This is a genomic window from Cohnella rhizosphaerae, from assembly GCF_029525575.1.
Classification (GTDB): domain Bacteria; phylum Bacillota; class Bacilli; order Paenibacillales; family Paenibacillaceae; genus Cohnella; species Cohnella rhizosphaerae.
Genome location: NZ_JAPDIA010000007.1, coordinates 779,510 through 795,063 on the forward strand (window position 1 = coordinate 779,510; position 15,554 = coordinate 795,063).

The 15,554-nt window shown below is 63.2% G+C and carries 14 protein-coding genes; 12 read left to right on the forward strand and 2 right to left on the reverse strand.

Annotated elements, in window-relative coordinates; translation table 11 throughout:
• Positions 1-3 precede the first annotated feature (3 nt).
• The 4 genes from OMP40_RS21395 to OMP40_RS21410 are packed head-to-tail and all read left to right on the forward strand — an operon-like array spanning position 4 to position 4,784.
• Positions 4-975 (forward strand): cache domain-containing protein, encoded by a 972-nt coding sequence (locus OMP40_RS21395; protein ID WP_277534395.1) that lies wholly within the window; start codon positions 4-6, stop codon positions 973-975.
• Complete coding sequence (locus OMP40_RS21400) at positions 903-1,838, forward strand: sensor histidine kinase (RefSeq protein ID WP_277534396.1); 936 nt, start codon at positions 903-905, stop codon at positions 1,836-1,838. Before OMP40_RS21395 ends, OMP40_RS21400 begins: the two co-directional genes overlap by 73 nt.
• Before the next feature lie 14 nt (positions 1,839-1,852).
• On the forward strand, positions 1,853-3,448 hold the full coding sequence (locus OMP40_RS21405) for a response regulator (RefSeq protein ID WP_277534398.1): 1,596 nt from the start codon (positions 1,853-1,855) through the stop codon (positions 3,446-3,448).
• 55 nt (positions 3,449-3,503) lie between these two features.
• Positions 3,504-4,784 carry an extracellular solute-binding protein gene (locus OMP40_RS21410; RefSeq protein ID WP_277534400.1) on the forward strand — a complete coding sequence of 427 codons (1,281 nt, stop codon included), beginning with the start codon at positions 3,504-3,506 and terminating at the stop codon, positions 4,782-4,784.
• A 319-nt stretch (positions 4,785-5,103) separates the two neighbouring features.
• On the opposite strand, the gene OMP40_RS21415 is transcribed toward OMP40_RS21410, so the two are convergent.
• Complete coding sequence (locus OMP40_RS21415) at positions 5,104-5,475, reverse strand: DUF3889 domain-containing protein (protein WP_277534401.1); 372 nt, start codon at positions 5,473-5,475, stop codon at positions 5,104-5,106.
• Positions 5,476-5,706: 231 nt separating this feature from the next.
• Between OMP40_RS21415 and OMP40_RS21420 the strand changes: the two genes are divergently transcribed.
• The gene (locus OMP40_RS21420) at positions 5,707-6,390 is read left to right on the forward strand and encodes a Uma2 family endonuclease (protein ID WP_277534403.1); all 684 of its coding nucleotides are present in this window, start codon (positions 5,707-5,709) and stop codon (positions 6,388-6,390) included.
• A 166-nt stretch (positions 6,391-6,556) separates the two neighbouring features.
• On the opposite strand, the gene OMP40_RS21425 is transcribed toward OMP40_RS21420, so the two are convergent.
• Positions 6,557-7,177 carry a GyrI-like domain-containing protein gene (locus OMP40_RS21425; RefSeq protein WP_277534405.1) on the reverse strand — a complete coding sequence of 207 codons (621 nt, stop codon included), beginning with the start codon at positions 7,175-7,177 and terminating at the stop codon, positions 6,557-6,559.
• Positions 7,178-7,362: 185 nt separating this feature from the next.
• On the opposite strand from OMP40_RS21425, the gene OMP40_RS21430 reads away from it, so the two are divergent.
• The 7 genes from OMP40_RS21430 to OMP40_RS21460 all read left to right on the forward strand — a co-directional run bounded on the left by OMP40_RS21430 (position 7,363) and on the right by OMP40_RS21460 (position 15,297).
• On the forward strand, positions 7,363-8,280 hold the full coding sequence (locus OMP40_RS21430) for a DUF3900 domain-containing protein (RefSeq protein WP_277534407.1): 918 nt from the start codon (positions 7,363-7,365) through the stop codon (positions 8,278-8,280).
• A gap of 88 nt (positions 8,281-8,368) precedes the next feature.
• Positions 8,369-8,743, forward strand: coding sequence for a DUF3898 domain-containing protein (locus OMP40_RS21435; protein ID WP_277534409.1), 375 nt, complete (start codon positions 8,369-8,371; stop codon positions 8,741-8,743).
• Positions 8,744-9,231: 488 nt separating this feature from the next.
• On the forward strand, positions 9,232-11,994 hold the full coding sequence (locus OMP40_RS21440; protein ID WP_277534410.1) for an SLC13 family permease: 2,763 nt from the start codon (positions 9,232-9,234) through the stop codon (positions 11,992-11,994).
• A gap of 490 nt (positions 11,995-12,484) precedes the next feature.
• Complete coding sequence (locus tag OMP40_RS21445) at positions 12,485-13,261, forward strand: hypothetical protein (protein ID WP_277534412.1); 777 nt, start codon at positions 12,485-12,487, stop codon at positions 13,259-13,261.
• On the forward strand, positions 13,206-14,294 hold the full coding sequence (locus OMP40_RS21450; protein ID WP_277534414.1) for an alpha/beta hydrolase: 1,089 nt from the start codon (positions 13,206-13,208) through the stop codon (positions 14,292-14,294). The genes OMP40_RS21445 and OMP40_RS21450 overlap by 56 nt, the downstream gene beginning before the upstream one ends.
• Positions 14,281-14,484 carry a hypothetical protein gene (locus OMP40_RS21455; RefSeq protein WP_277534416.1) on the forward strand — a complete coding sequence of 68 codons (204 nt, stop codon included), beginning with the start codon at positions 14,281-14,283 and terminating at the stop codon, positions 14,482-14,484. The genes OMP40_RS21450 and OMP40_RS21455 overlap by 14 nt, the downstream gene beginning before the upstream one ends.
• A 162-nt stretch (positions 14,485-14,646) precedes the next feature.
• The gene (locus OMP40_RS21460; RefSeq protein ID WP_277534418.1) at positions 14,647-15,297 is read left to right on the forward strand and encodes a nitroreductase family protein; all 651 of its coding nucleotides are present in this window, start codon (positions 14,647-14,649) and stop codon (positions 15,295-15,297) included.
• Positions 15,298-15,554 lie beyond the last annotated feature (257 nt).

Sequence of the window (15,554 nt, forward strand, 5' to 3'; positions counted from 1 at the left end):
GGCATGAACCTTGAACCCGAAGCGCCTCTCCGGAGACGCGTTTGGCCGCCGATACGCATATGGAAAAGCAGCATGCGCGCCAAGTGGATGCTGCTTTTATTTCTGTTCTCTTTGACGCCGCTCGTGGTCATGGGGATTATTTCGTTTTCGATCTCCAGATCGACGATCAACGAGAAGGCGACCGAATATTCCGAGCATCTTCTCGATCAGACCGCCGACAATCTGGACACGCGCCTTGGCATCTACAAGGAAATGATGATGCAGGTGCTGGGCAACGCGGAGATCGTCTCGATGCTGCGCAAGCTGAGCGATGCCGATCCGGCGCAGTACGACCTCGACAGCCTGTCGCTCACCACGAAGCTGTCCACGATCGTGGCGATCAACCAGGACGTGCAATCGATTTCGTTCATATCCGACCGGCACTATATCAAAGGGATCTACCGCTGGAGCGAGCGTACGGAAAAAGAGTCGCGCCCCTTCCTTCGGACGCTGGACGACGGCGATTTCCACTGGTATCCGACGCGGTACGGCACCTACGTGGACAGTCTGAATTCGCAGAGCACGTACGTCTTTTCGCTGGCCAAGCAGCTCTATAAAATATCGGACGGCAGCCCGCTCGGCATCGCCGCGGTGCTCGACATTCGCGAGGACGTCATCAAGGAGCTCGTCTCCAAGGCCGCGAGCAACAACCGGGACCTGCAGAGCTTCATCGTCGACGGCGGCGGCCGGCTCGTCTCCTATCCGGACAGCGCGATGATCGGGCGATCCGTGTCCGAGGTGCTCGGCGAGCGGGGCTACGCGCAGATCGCGGGAGCGGGCGCCGGGGAGCTGAAGTTTCCGCTGAAGTACGGGGGGCGACAAGCTGATCGTCAACGTCAAAAAAGCTCGCGACAAACGACTGGATGGTCGTCAACGTCATTTCCAAGTCCGCGCTGTACCAGGATTCCGACAGGCTCCTGCAGATTATATTGCTAATCGCCCTGTTCTGCATCGCCTTCTCGATCATCGCGGCGATCGTGCTCGCCGGCTCGATCACGAAGCCGATCCTCAAGATGATTCGGCTCATGAAGCGCGTCATGGACGGCGAACTGTCCACGCGCTACCAGACGAAGCGCAGGTACGACGAGTTCGACGAACTGGGCGGCAACTTCAATGCGATGGTCGCGCGGATCGACGAGCTGCTGAACGCCGTCTATGTCGAGCAGGATCAGAAGCGGGTGGCGGAGCTGAAGGCGCTGCAAGCGCAAATCAACCCGCATTTCCTGTATAATACGCTTGATATCATCAAGTGGACGGCATTGATTCAAAAGGCGAACCACGCGGCGGAGATGGTCAGCCTGCTGTCCCGGCTTCTCCGCATCAGTCTCGGCAAGGGCGAGGAGACGGTGACCGTCGAGGAGGAAATCGAGCATGTCCGCTGCTACCTCGGCATCCAGCAGTTCCGCTTCAACTTCAACATCGAGACGTCGGTCGAGATGGCCGAGGAGGTCCGGCTCCTCCGCACGCCGAAGCTCATCTTGCAGCCGCTGATCGAGAACGCGATCCTGCACGCCTTCGAGGGCCGCGAGAGCGGCGGCCGGATCGAGATCGCGTGCGCCCGCGAGCCGGGCGGCGGCATCCGGTTCGAGATCGCGGACAACGGCGTCGGCATGGACCCGAAGGCGGCGCAGCGAATGCTCGAGCAGCCGGGGGGCGGCAAGGACAAGCCGGGCGGGATCGGCCTGGCCAACGTCGACGAGCGGATCAAGCTCATCTGCGGGCAGGGATACGGCATCCGGATACAGAGCGAGCTCGGCGCGGGCACGCGCATCCGGATTCGGCTGCCCTTGATGACCTAAGAGGGAGGGAGCGCATGCATCGCGTCATGATCGTCGAGGATGAGCCGATCGTGAGATACGGTATCCGGTCCATGATCGATTGGGACAAGATCGGCCTGCGGCTCGCGGGAGAGGCGGCCAACGGCAGGGAGGCGCTGGCGCTGATCGGGACCGAGCCGCCCGATATTCTCATTACCGATATCAAGATGCCCGTGATGGACGGGATCGAGCTGATCGCCGAGGTGCGCAAGACCGCGCCGGACATGAAAATTATCATTTTGAGCAACCTCGAGGACTTCCAATACGCGAAGGAAGCGATCAAGCACGGCGTCTCCGAGTATTTGATCAAATCGGATATGATGCCGCGCGACTTCGAGCAGGCGCTGCTGAGCGTGAAGGACAAGCTGTATGCCTCGTCGCGCGGCGCGGAGGCTTCGGACCCGCAGGCGGAGCGCCTTCACAAAGAGCGGCTGCTGGCGGAGCTGGCGGACGGCGCGGCCTGCGACCCGGCCGAATGCGACGAGCGCGCCGCGCGGGCCGGGCTGGCTCCGATTCGCTCGGCTTATGTGCTGCTGATCAGTGTGCATTCGGCCGGGCAGGGCTTCGAGGAGCGGCAAGCGGCGGTCAGGGATGCGATCGGCCGGACATGGACGCCGGACGACGGCGATCATGAAGCGTTTGTCGACAAGCAAGGAGACGTCTGCGTCTTGTGCGACGCGGGCAAGCATGCGGCGGGAGCGGGGCTCGAACGCGTCAAGCGGCGCGCGGAGGCGCTGATTGGCTTGCTCCGGGACGAATGCGGCATGAAGGCGGCGATCGGCATCGGGGGGCGCATCGGGGCTTGGGCGGAGCTGAAGGCGTCCTACGCCCAGGCGGCGGAAGCCGCCAAGCAGAAAATGTTCCTCGGAAGCGGCCGCGTCATCGTCCACGGCGCCGACGACAAGCGCGTGCCGGCGGAGCACGCGGAGCCGATCCGCATCGGAACCAGCCAGATTCAGTCGATGGTGTACGCGTTCCAATCCGCCGAGCTCGCGGCGTACCTGGATACGCTGTTCGATCGGTTGTCCGTTCGCCGCGATCCCGATCTGGCGCATATCATCACCTTCGAGCTGCTCATGATCCTGACGACGCTATGGCCTGACGTGGCGAACGACGACCGTCAGGTGACGGAGCTGAAAAGGCAGTATTACGACCAGTTGTCCAGGCTGGAGACGGTCGAGGAGAGCAGGGCTTGGTTCAAGCAGTCGTTCGAAGCGCTGGTGCGGCATATCGCCGGCCTGTACAACAGCGACCGCAACAGCATCGTCAAGGCGACCCAGTATATCCGGCAATATTACGACCGCGAGATTTCGCTCCAATTCATAAGCGGCCTCGTGCACCTGAGCAAAAACTACTTCGCGAATTTGTTCAAGAAGGAAGTCGGCGAGAGCTTCCTCGAATACCTGACGCGGATTCGCATCGACAACGCCAAAGAGCTGCTCAGGCAAGAGATGAGAACGGGAGACGTCGGCAGTCTGGTCGGCATTCCGGATCCCAAGTACTTCTCGAAGGTGTTCAAAAAAATAACGGGGCTGTCTCCTTCGGAATATCGCGCCCTGCATCGGGACGCATCGAACGATATCGGGCCGTGAAGATTTGTAACCGTTTGCCGAACGGGAAAACGAATGAAAGGAGCGTGAGGGCGCGATGCGAAAGCGCGCGGGTTTGCCGGCAATCTCGCTGTGCCTGCTGCTGACGGGCTGCTTCGGCGCGCCCGCGTCCGGCGGCGGCGTATGGCCCGGAGCGAGCGAAGACAGCCCCGCGCCCGTGGTGCTGTCCTTCTGGAATCCGTTCGGCGGAGGAGAGGGCGAATTCGTCGAGCGCATTATCGGGGACTTCAACGCTTCGCAGGATGCCGTGTTCGTGAAGCAGCTTCGCCTCGAGTCCAACGAATACTACGCCAGGCTCGGCACCGCGCTCTCCTTCGGCAGCGGACCCGATGTCGCGGTCGTCCACGCCGACCGGCTGTCGCCGCTCGTCAAGGCGGGCCGCCTGTCGGAGCTTGACGGGCCGGCGGAGCAGGCCGGCTTTCGTTTTGACGAGATCGATGCGGCCAGCCTGCACAGCGTCGCGTTTGGCGGCAAGCATTATGCGATTCCGCTGGACACGCATTTTCATATGCTGTACTACAACAAAGACATTCTGGCGCAAGCCGGATTGCTCGGAGCGGACGAAACGCCCCGTCTCGGGGAAGCCACGCCCGAAGGCTTCGTGCGATCGTTGAAGCAGATCCGCGAACGGGTGCCCGGCGTGCAGCCCATGGCCGTGAACACGCCGTATTTTCAGGAGCCGTTTTTGGACCTGTACTACGAGGCGGGGGGCGATTTACTCAGCCCGGACGGCACCCGGGCGGCGATCGCGGGCGATGATGCCGTGCGGGTGCTCGCCTTCTACCAGCGGCTGTTCGCCGAAGGCTTGAGCGATCTGAACGACAAGACGCCTTGGGATTCCTTCGACCAAGGACGGGCGGGGCTGTGGTTCGGCGGCGTCTGGGAAGCGGGGCATTACCTGGCCAATCCTTCTTTAAACGTGGGCATTATGCCGCTGCCGCCGATTTTCGGGAGCGAGGCGCATTGGGGCAGCTCGCACACGCTGGCGATCCCGGCTTACGCGACCGACGCGAAGCGCGACGCGGCCATGGCTTTTATTAAGTACTTTTCCGAGATCGGCAGCGTCGTGTGGGGAGAGGCGGGACATATCCCGGCCAATACGGCCGTTATGACAAGCGCGGCTTATCAGGCGTTGCCTTATCGCAAGCTGTTCGTCCAATCGCAGCGGACCGTGAAGCCGGCGCCCCGGACGGACAAGTATGCGGCGTTGTTGACGGCCTTGTCGGAGGAGCTGCAGAGCATCATTCAGAACCGCGCGGAGCCGGCAAGCGGACTGGCTGCGGCGGAGCGGCGTCTGAACGAGATTTTGTCGAATTGAAAAGACGGCGCTCCCGAACCGCCAGGCGGCCGGGTGCGCCGTCTTTTGTCGCGCACTGCGACGGGAGACGAACGAGAAAGTTGATGGGCCGGAGCCTGCTCGGGGCAGGGCGGCTATGCGGGCTTGCTGTGTCTAGGGTTCGTCTACCCGCGGATCGTACCGCCGTGATCGAAGCGCAGTCGGCAGCAGCGCCCGGGCGCGGTGCCCGGGAACGACGCGTCCAATGACCTCATGGCTTATTGTGTAATTAAACGCGTGCGCGCGCCGTCAAACGACAAATTGCGATTTTGGTCAAAAAAGGGAATCCATGGCTTCTGCCCTAGCGAGGCGTCTCTCTCATGTCCACCGAGACCAGACGATCCTCCGCGTCGCTGAACCGAACGGTCACGTACACGCCGAACTCCCGGTCGGCCTGGCGGAGCCAAAGCTTGAACTTCTCCTCGCTAAGACCGCCTTCGAGCTGCGTTCTGCCGATGTGCGAATAATCGACCAGCGCCGCCTTCGGATACTTGTGCTTCGTCTCCTCGATCGCGATGAGGCTCCATTTGTGATAGGTCGTGTCCGCGGCGTCCGCGCGGCCGGCGCGAACCGCAAGGCCGATCCAGACGGCGGCTGCCAGCAAGGCAATGCAGGCGACCAGGAAGCCTGGGCGAACCTTACCTGTTGCAGACTTGGAATAGTGTCGACTCATCGTAGCTGCGACCTCCTTGATCGTCGGTTGCCGACCGTACCATTATGCCCCAACCGAAGCGGATGATGCCCAGCCGGTCGGGCGAGGCGCAGCGAAAATTAGGATTGACACGGTTCGACCGCAGCAGCATAATATTGGTAAATAAACGCACGGGGAAGCGCCCCGTCAGAGCCGCGCACGGGTCCGTGTCGCTTTGACGGGGCGCTTTTTTTACCGTAGAGGGAGCGGGCCATGAACGACGAGTACAAGAAGGGCAAGGCGGGCAAGGAGAGCAAGGCGGGTCAGGAGGGCAAGGAGACCAGGGAGACCAGGGAGAACAAGGAGACCAGGGAGAGCAAGACGGACGAGGTTCGCGAGCAGATCGTGACCTACGAGATCTACGCGGACATGCCGGACGACGGCAATCGCTACGAGATTTTTGACGGCAAGCTGGAGCTGATGTCCGGACCTAATATTTTTCATCAAGCGATCAGTGGCAAGTTGCATCTGCTCCTGCAAAGCTGTACCTCGGACTACATCGTGCTGTATTCGCCGCTGGACGTCATTTTGAGCAGGACCAACGTCATGCAGCCAGATCTTGTGCTCGTCAGCAAGGACCGCTGGGAAATCGTCAGCAAGCGAGGCGTGGAGGGCGCCCCGGATCTGGCCGTCGAGATTTTGTCGCCCGGCTCGCGCAAGCGCGATCGGGTGCGCAAGCATGCGGTCTACGAAAAGCACGGCGTATCCGAGTACTGGATCGTCGACCCGACCGCGCGAACGCTGGAGCAGTTCATTCTCGTCGACGGACGCTACCGGGTAGGAGAGCTGTTCGAGGAACAGGACCGGGTCGTCTCGGAGCGGTTCCCGTGCGTCTCCTTCGCGGTGGACGAGCTGTTTAAGGGCGACGTGCTGGAGCGGCTGGCCGCGCTGAACTGAGCGAAGCAGGCTAGCCTGTCCGGCGCTTAATCGAAGCGGAAGCCCGCGCAGGTCGACGGCGGGAGGCGGCACGGGCTGGCAAAAGCCTGCTTTGCAAGCCTTGCATGATGTACATTTGCAGGATAGCGCGAGAGGCATGCGGCGGTTTCTGTTTTTTACTGACGACCTACTTCGCCACCGCAAACCGCAATACGGTCCGCAGCTTCTCCGGCGCCGTCCTGCGCGGATCGGAGATGTAAATTTCGCGATGCAGCTTGGACGCGCGCCGGCAGCCGGCCTCTTCGCAGAAGGCTTCCATGCGCTCGAAGCTGGCCGTCTCGTCGTCGTAGCTGCCGACGTGCATCATTTGACAGCTCGGGCCGTCCTCCATCGTCACGAATTTCAGCCTGTCGAGCAGCGGGTTCGGCTTCTTGGCCGCCGTTTTGCCGACAAAGTATCGGAACCCTTCCTCGGTCAAAAAGTCGGGCTGCCGGATCATGAGCGTATACTTCAGATTGCTTTTGTCCGAAGCGGGCCGCGTCAGATCCACCAGGCTCCATATCCCCTCCAGCGGATAGACCGTGTAGTCGTAGTAGCCCTCCGGCGCATCGCTTCCTTTATACGACATTTTGACGGCGTAGCTCAGCGCGTACAGCGCTTCCGTCTCCTGCGCGAACGCGGGACGGTTCGGGTCCCCCTCGCCCTCGATGGCGACGAAGGGCATGGCGGGCACGTCGAGGATGACAGGCTCCCCTTTAGGCAAATAGAGCGCTTTGTCGTGCTTTTTGTAGTCGATTTTAGCGGACATGGACGGACCTCCTTGCTTGATTTAACGTTATCTTAAGGCACTTCCGGTGACAACGGGGTGTCAGCGGCGCCATCGAAAGCGCCCCGGGGCTGGACAAGCCCAAGCCGCGATCGGTACACTTGGCATAGGGCGGCGAGCGCCGCCGATCAGCGATCGATTCGATCAAAGCAGGGAGACCGTATCCAATGAGATTTTCCATACAATATTTGTCCTTCTTCGTCATCCAGTCGGAGAGCGCCAAGGAGACCGACACGAACAAGCGGTACAAGCACTACAAAACGCTGGATCACTACGACTACGAGGATAGCGAGATCAAGTCGTTTCTCGACGAGGAGTTCACGCGGATCGCGAAGCGCAAGGCCGACGTGAACCCTGATACCGCAGCGGCGCCGACGAAGATCGGCCGCTTCGTCATGGAGCCGGGGCAGGAGCCCGAGAGCAACCCGAACTACAATCTGTTCCAGCGGCTGCGCGTGGCCGCGACCAAGGAGCAGTTCCACTATGCCTGCGACGACGTGCTGCGGAGCTATATGGACACGAGCGCGGTACGGGGCGGCGCGTTTATCGTGGCGGCGGCCAAGATCAACGAGCTGTTCGACGAGCCGTTCGTGTTCGTGCTGAAGTGCGACTTCGAATCGAAGATCGCCCGCATCTCCGACGAGCGCAGCCTGATCTCGAAGGTCGACATGGCGATCAGCGCGCGCAACATCAAGTCGATCCAGTATCCCCATATGCCTGAGGAGGGGATGCTCGAGCCTTACGAGCTCAAGATTCATCAGGCGTCGCACGCGCGCTACTTCGAGGACTTCCTGAAGTACGTCTCGTACGAGAAGTCGAAGCCGGAGATCGTGAACGATCAGGTTCTGGGCCTGGTGCAGGAATATATGGAGCGCAAATGGTCGGGAGACGGCGAGGAGGACGAGAGCGGCTATGCGGCGGACGGGGGGCGCGGGCGCGATGCCGGGCTTGGCGGCCGGTCCGGATGCCGGATGGCCCGCGGGCGACGGGGCCGGCGCGGATGCCGCCGGCGGACAAGGCGCATACGAGGCCGTTCGCGAGCGCGATCCGTCGGCGGAATCGGGCTACGGCGCGCCGGGCTATGACGCGGCGGGGTATGGCGACGACGGCGGCGCATACGGCGGAGCGTATGGCGGCGGTCAGGGAGGCGGCTACGGTAGCGGAGGCGGAGGCTTGTCGCGGGCTGCGCGCGGCAGCGGGAGCTGGGCGCAGGAGGCGCGCGAGTTCGAGCTCTGGGCGGCCGGCGACAAGCGGCAGCTGCAGGAGAAGTGGACGCACGAGGACGTCATGGGGGCGACCGCCCATATCGTCGAATACCAGCCGGATCTGGAACTGAAGTTCAAAGCCGACGATATCGCCGTCCGGGCCAAGATGAGCGACTACGGCGATTCGATCCACATCGCCCGCATGAACGGCAAATACGTGCTGCTGATCGAGGCCGACGGGCTCCATTTCGAGAAAGGCATGTCCCCGATCGAGCTCCTCCACCCGGAGGACATCGAGCAGGTGCTGGCCCGCATGCGCGGCCGCCCGCGCCCGGGGCATTAAGGCGTTAACTTTCGGCAATGGTGAGCCCGGCCGTCCGCGTGTAGGATTTGTTTTATCTGGAGGCAGCAGCGATAGGGCGCAGACAAGAGGGAACGAAGTTCCGAGGCGAACAGCGGCGCTCCGGACCGTTATGCCTCAAAATTGCGCTATGTCGTGGATAAGAGTTAGCGTCGGCGCGAACGCGGGAGCGACATGTCCCGCATAGCGCAAAAATGCGCTATGTTGCGGATGCAACTTATCGTGTCGGCGCGAACGCGGGAGCGTCATGGCCCGCATAGCGCAAAAATGCGCTATGTTGCGGATGCAACTTAGTGTGTCGGCGCGAACGCGGGAGCGACATATCCCGCATAGCGCAAAAATGCGCTATGTTGCTCGCTTGGGGACTAGTGCTGCGAGGCGAATAGCGGCGCTCCGGACCGTTATGTCGCTGGATAGGCAACGGTCAGGTTTTAAAAGAAATTCATTTACTCCGAAGTCGAGGTATGCATGTGAACATAGCGGATATCGCGCTGTTTAAAGGGCTGTCCAACGTGGACCTGGCCAAGGTGCTCGGTCGCCTGGAGCGGCGTACGCTGCGCGCGGACGAGATGTTGTTCCGCGCGGGCGACCCGGGGGACGGGATGTACATCGTGCTGCGCGGCCGGATCGCGCTGTACGTAGAGACGGACGAGGGCGCGCGGCGGGCGCTGACGGTGCTGCGCGAGGGCGACATGCTCGGCGAGATGGCGCTGCTGACCGGAGAGCCGCGCAGCGCGACCGCCGTCGCGGCCGCCGAGACGGAGCTCTTCGAGATCGGCGAAGAGACGTTCCGGCAGCTCATCGAGGAGCATGCCATGCTGTCGGCGTATTTTATCCGTCTGCTGTCAGGCAGGCTGACGCAGACGAACGCGCGGCTGACGGAGACGCGCGAAGCGGAGACCGCGCGCATCCGGCATCAGGCCGCGCGCTGGCCCGCCGGGGTCGCGGAAGCGATGTTCGCGGCGGCGGCGCTGCCGTTCGCGGACAAGCCGCTGCTGGAACGCGCCGCGGGGCTTGCATCCTTCGATGCCGCGCTGGCGGCGGATGCGGAGCTTCGCGCGATGATCCGCCAGGATCCGGCGCGCCCGGCGCGCGTCGCCGTCATGCCGGCCGTTCGAGCCGTCCTGACGGAGTTGTACGTCGAGCGGCACGGACATGGCGCGCGCGCGCGATTGACGCATGAAGCCGCGCGCTATTACGCGGCGGAGGGCGATCTGGCCGCGGCGGCCGCGGTGCTGTCGGATGGCGGCGCCTGGGCGGAGCTGCTCGCGCTGCTCGAAGGCGGGCCTGCATGGGGCGCGTCCGGAGCTGCAGCGCAGCCGCGCGAAGAGGCAGCCGCGGCGCTGGAGGCCGCGCCCGGACCGCCGCCTGCGCGCGGCAGAGCTGGCGCTGCAGTTCGCCGTCGTCCCGAGGCGGCTCTGGTGCTGCCTTCCGACCTGCCGCCGGACCTGCCGCCGGACCTGCCGCTTGCGGATCTGCTGGCACGCTGCCCCGACGAGCGGCTGTTCGAACGTCCGGGGCTGTTCGCCGCCTACCTGGACGATTGCCTCGCGCGCGGACGCGAAGAGGGCTACGTCCGGTTCGAGGCCGCGCTTGAGACGGCGTCCGCCCGCTTCGATCCGGCTCAGACGGCCGACCTGTACGCCTGGGGCGCCGAGTGGTGCAGGCGGGCGGAGCGCCCGCATAAGGCGCTCGAATACATGCGGCTCGCCGAGGCCGTCGCCGGCACCGAGCCGGAGAGCGCGGAGCAGAGCCTGCGGACGGCCAGAGACAAGCTTCGGGACGAGCAGAACAGGCGGCTCGTCGAACAAGCGGGCGCGCTGCTCGGGCGGGGCCGTCTCCCGTTGCTTGTCAGCCTCGCGCTGGCGCTGTCCGGCTTGTTGTATTTTCACTTCGCCGATCCGTTCCCCGGGCTGACCCGGCAGGGCATGGACTTCATCGGCATCGGCCTTGCGGCGGTCGTCATGTGGATCGTGCGCGCCGTGCCGGACTACCTCGTGGCGCTGTTCATGGCGATGCTGTGGGTGGCCGGGGGCGTCGTACAGCCTTCGATCGCGCTGTCCGGCTTCGCCTCGCCCAGTTGGCTCTACATGCTGTTCATTCTGGCGCTGGGCGCGGCCATTACGAAATCCGGCTTGCTGTACCGCTTTTCCCTGCTTGCGCTGAAGCTCTTTCCGGCGAGCTACCGCGGGCAGTTCTGGGGGATCGTCGCGAGCGGCGCGCTGCTCAATCCGCTGATTCCTTCTTCGTCGGCCAAGGTCGGGCTCGGCGTGCCGATCGCGCGCACCCTGTCCGAAGCGATGGGCTTCGCCGACCGCTCGCGCGGCATGGCGGGCCTGTCGCTTACGGCGATGGTGTTCTACGGCTTTACGGCTCCGTTCGTGCTGACCGGCTCCTACACCAACGTCATGGCGCTCGGCATGGCCGGCGGGACGGCGGGCGTAAGCTGGTTCCAATGGCTGATCTACGCGCTGCCGGCCTTCCTCGTCTTCGGCGGCGCGATGGCAGTCTACATGGCCTGGACTTTCCGCCGCCGGGAGCCCGGGCGTCCCATCCGCACGGAAGTGCTCGACGATCAGCTGAAGCTCATCGGGCGATGGACCCGGAGCGAGCGGGTGACGGCCGCCGCGGCGCTCGGTTCGATCGCGCTGCTGATTTTGCAGCCGTTGCACGGTCTGGACTATGCCTGGGTCATGCTGCTCGGATTCGCGGCGCTCGTCATGTTCGGCGTGCTCGACGGTCAGACGCTGAAGGCAGGCATCGATTGGCCGTTCCTGCTGTTCATCGGGGTCGCCTTCAGCTTCGCCGAGGTGGCCGAAAAGGTCGGCGTCGTGCATGCGCTGTCGGACACGCTCGGCGCCCGGATGGCCGCTTTTTCGGGGTCGCCCACGCTGTTTCTCGTCTCGGTCGTGCTGCTGTCGTTTCTCGTGACGCTGGTCGTTCGGGACGATGCGGCCGTCATTTTGCTCGTCGTGTCGACCGCGGGCTTGGCGGCGCAGGCGGGCATCCACCCCTGGGTACTCGTATTCGTCATCCTGCTGTCGACCGACCCGTTCTTTTTCGCCTACCAATCTCCGACCTATCTGACCGCCTACTATAGCGCGGAAGGCCGGTCGTTCACGCATCGCCAGGGCCAACTGACCGCGCTGGGCTACGGCCTCGCCGTGCTGCTGCTGACCGTCGCCTGCGTGCCGTATTGGAGATGGCTCGGGCTCATTGGCGGCGGAGGCTGACGGCAGAAGCTGACGGCGCACGCGAAGGCCGGAGTTTCCGATGCCGTTCCTGAACTTGGTCGTAGGTTGGCGTCGCTTGCCGGCATTATAATAGAGTCATTGAATAGATTCATCGAAAATGAGAGACGAGAAAAGGGGCGGGGGCGCATGGACGACAGAGAAGCCGGCCTGGCGACGCCGCGCCGCGCCCGCGGTCCGCTGCCGGCGGAGCGGCGGCTTGGACGCGCGCTGGCCGGCGACCGCGGCCCGTGGCGCGGCGCGATCGCGGGGCTCTGGATCGCGGGCGGCGCCGCTGCGGGCACGGGCATGCTGGGGGCACCTACCGGCTTCGGGACGCCGGTCGATCTCGTGTCGGCGGTATCCTCGCACACGGCGGCGTTCGCTTTATTCTCGCTGCTCGTCGCCTGGGCGCTGACGTTCGTTCCCCGGCTGTCCGGTCCGTTCGCCACGGTCGGCGGACTGCTGTACACGGGCGCGCTCGTCTTTTTTTTTGCTGTTTTTCAGCGATATGGGCGCCGTTCTGTCGCTTTTATTGGCATGCGCGTATACGTTCGCCGCCGCAGCGACGGGCTGGCTCCTTGCCGCCGCGCTCGGACGGGACACCGGCACGCGCCTGCGGACCTCTTCCATCCTTGCGCTGGCGCTAATAGGCGGCGCGATCGCCTGGGCGGCGGATCCTTCGCTGCTGAAGCCGAATTGGCCGCGCCATGTCTCGATGGACGACGCCGATTCGGCAGCCGGCGCGGACGGAGCGAGCGACGTTTCGAGCAACGGTTCGAGCGACGGTGCGGCGGTCGGCGCCTTCCGTCCATTCACGGCCGGCGATCCTTCGCTGCCCGGCAGCTATGCCTACGACGCCTTCACCTACGGCAGCGGCGACGACCGGCGTCCCGCGTTCGGCGAGGAAGCGCGGCTCGTCTCCAAGACCGCGGACGCTTCCGCCTATTTGAAGGACTGGACGCTTTTTCGCAAATGGTACTGGGGGTTCGGCCCGAAGTCGCTTCCGTTGAACGGAAGCGTGTGGCTGCCGCGGGGAGACGGGGCGTTCCCGCTCGTGCTCATTGTCCACGGCAATCACGCGATGGAGGATTATTCGGACGGGGGGGTACGCCTATCTTGGCGAGCAGCTCGCGAGCCGAGGCTTCCTCGTCGTATCCGTCGACGAGAACTTCCTGAATTATTCCGTCTGGTCGGGCATCCCGGATCAGGATATGAAGCTTCGTGCCTGGATGCTGCTTCGGCATATCGGCCAGCTCCGCGACTTTAACGCGGATCCGGACTCCCCGCTCTACGGCAAGGCGGATTTGCAAAAAATAACGCTGGTCGGCCACTCGCGGGGCGGACAGGCCGTCGCCATGGCGGCGGACCGGGAGCAATGGTTCGCGGACGACGCGTCCTTGCCGCGGGCTTCGGACTACCGGATCGTGTCGGTCGCGGCGATCGCGCCGACGGACACCGTCGTGGACGGCAAGCAAGCCCGGCTTCGCGACGTCTCTTATTTGACGCTTCAGGGCGCGTCCGATGCCGATATCAACGATTTTTTCGGGGACAGGCAGTATATGCGCGCGACGTTCGCGACCGATGGAGCCGGGCAAGCCGGTTCGGCGTTCAAGGCCTCTCTCTACATTGAGGGTGCCAACCATGGGCAGTTTAACGAGAGCTGGGGCCGGCGCGACAGCTCCCTGCCGGCGGGACTTTTTCTCCGCAAGCCCGCCCTCCCCGGAGAGGAACAGCGGCGGATCGCCAAAGTCTACCTGACAGCCTTCCTGGAGGCAACGCTGCTCCAAGACGATGCTTACAAACCGTTGTTCGAGGATTATCGATCGGCAAGCGCGTATCTTCCGGCCACGCGATACGTCAGCCGGTACGAAAGCGGCGACTTCCGGGCATGGGTCCGGTTCGACGACGAGGATGCCGACTTCGCAATGCCGGGCGCGGGCATCGCCGGGATCGCGTCCGCCGGCGTGACCGCGGAGGTCGCCGAGGCGCTGGACCGTCAGCGGCGCGGTAAAGGCACGCACGGGCTTTCGCTCCAATGGACGAATGGCGGCGAATATACGATGACTTGGGAAAAAGCCTTGCCGACAGGCGCATCCGACGCCGGTAACGCGCTGCTTTCTTTCTCGATGGCGGATCTGTCGCGGGACCTGCAGGTGCAGGGGGGGCCGGGCGTCAGCGGCTTCGCACATTCGCATCGGCCTCACGGACGCGAAAGGCGTCTATTCGGAGCTGCCGCTGGCGGATTTCGCGTCGCCGCAGCCGCTTTTTCGCGTTTCAATCACCCGGTTGGGCACGCTTGAGCCGCTTGTCGACGGCGGCAAATATAGGGAGCCGTATGAGCCGGTTTTCCAAACCTACCGCGTGCCGCTTGACGCCTGGAGGAAGGCGAATCCGTCATTCGAGACGGCTGCCGTCAGCCGAATCGCATTCGTGCTGGGCGACGGTCCCGGCAAAGTCATGCTGGACGATATCGGCTTCGGCGGTTCGTGACCCGACATGCGAACTGTAATTCGCGTGTTGACAGTTAATGCGTGGCGGTCGTATACTGTGGTTGAAATAGCACAGTTGAAAGCCGTCCCCGATACCGCTGCAGCCGGCTCGCGACGTTAACTGTGTTCAAAATAGACATAGTCATTATTTGGAGGGAATATCATGAGCGAAACGATCACCCGCGTCTCCGACTATACCAGCGTTGTCAGAGAGCGCCACTCCGTACGTCAATACGACCCGAACTGGAGCATCCCGGAAGCCGAGCTGAAGGAGATTCTCGCGGAGGCGACGCTGGCGCCGTCGAGCAGCAACACGCAGTCCTGGCGCTTCTTCGTTTTCCATGACAAAGAGCTCCAGAAGAAGCTGCTGCCGATCGCGAACAACCAGCAGCAGATCGTCGATTCTTCCGCGGTCATCGCGGTGCTCGCGGATCGCGAAGGCTTCAAGCGTCTTGGACAGATCAACGACATGGCGGTGGAAAAGGGCGTGATGACCCGCGAATTCGCCGACCAATACACGGAGCGCGCGATCGGGATGTACGGCAGCCTCGGCAAGGAAAAGCAAACGCAGATCGCGCTCGTCGACGGCGGACTCGTGAGCATGCAAATCATGCTGTCGGCCAAAGCGCGCGGCTACGACACGGTGCCGATGGGCGGCTTCGACGCCGTACGGCTCGTCGAGGAATTCAACATTCCCGAGACCCTCGTGCCGGTCATGCTCATCGCGGTGGGCAAGGGAGTGGGTCCGGGCAGAGCGACGGCGCGCCTGCCGCTCGACGAGATCACGTTCTGGAACGGCCAGGGCCTGAACTAAAACATAGTCTGGCATTGAAAAGGACGAAGCGGCTCGCGCCGCTTCGTCCTTTTGCGATCTATCAGGATGTCAGAATGTCGGCAGAACGGTTAAGCGGCTGTTAAGCGCTTTGATGTAAAAATAGAGAGTAAACGCTGCGCCCGGAAGGGGAGCCGAAGCGCAGGGCGAGTCATCTATAAAAGTCTACCTATAACAGTCGATCGGAATTACAATAGAGTATAAAACGACAAAGTTGTTAATCGACGGCAACAAATTCG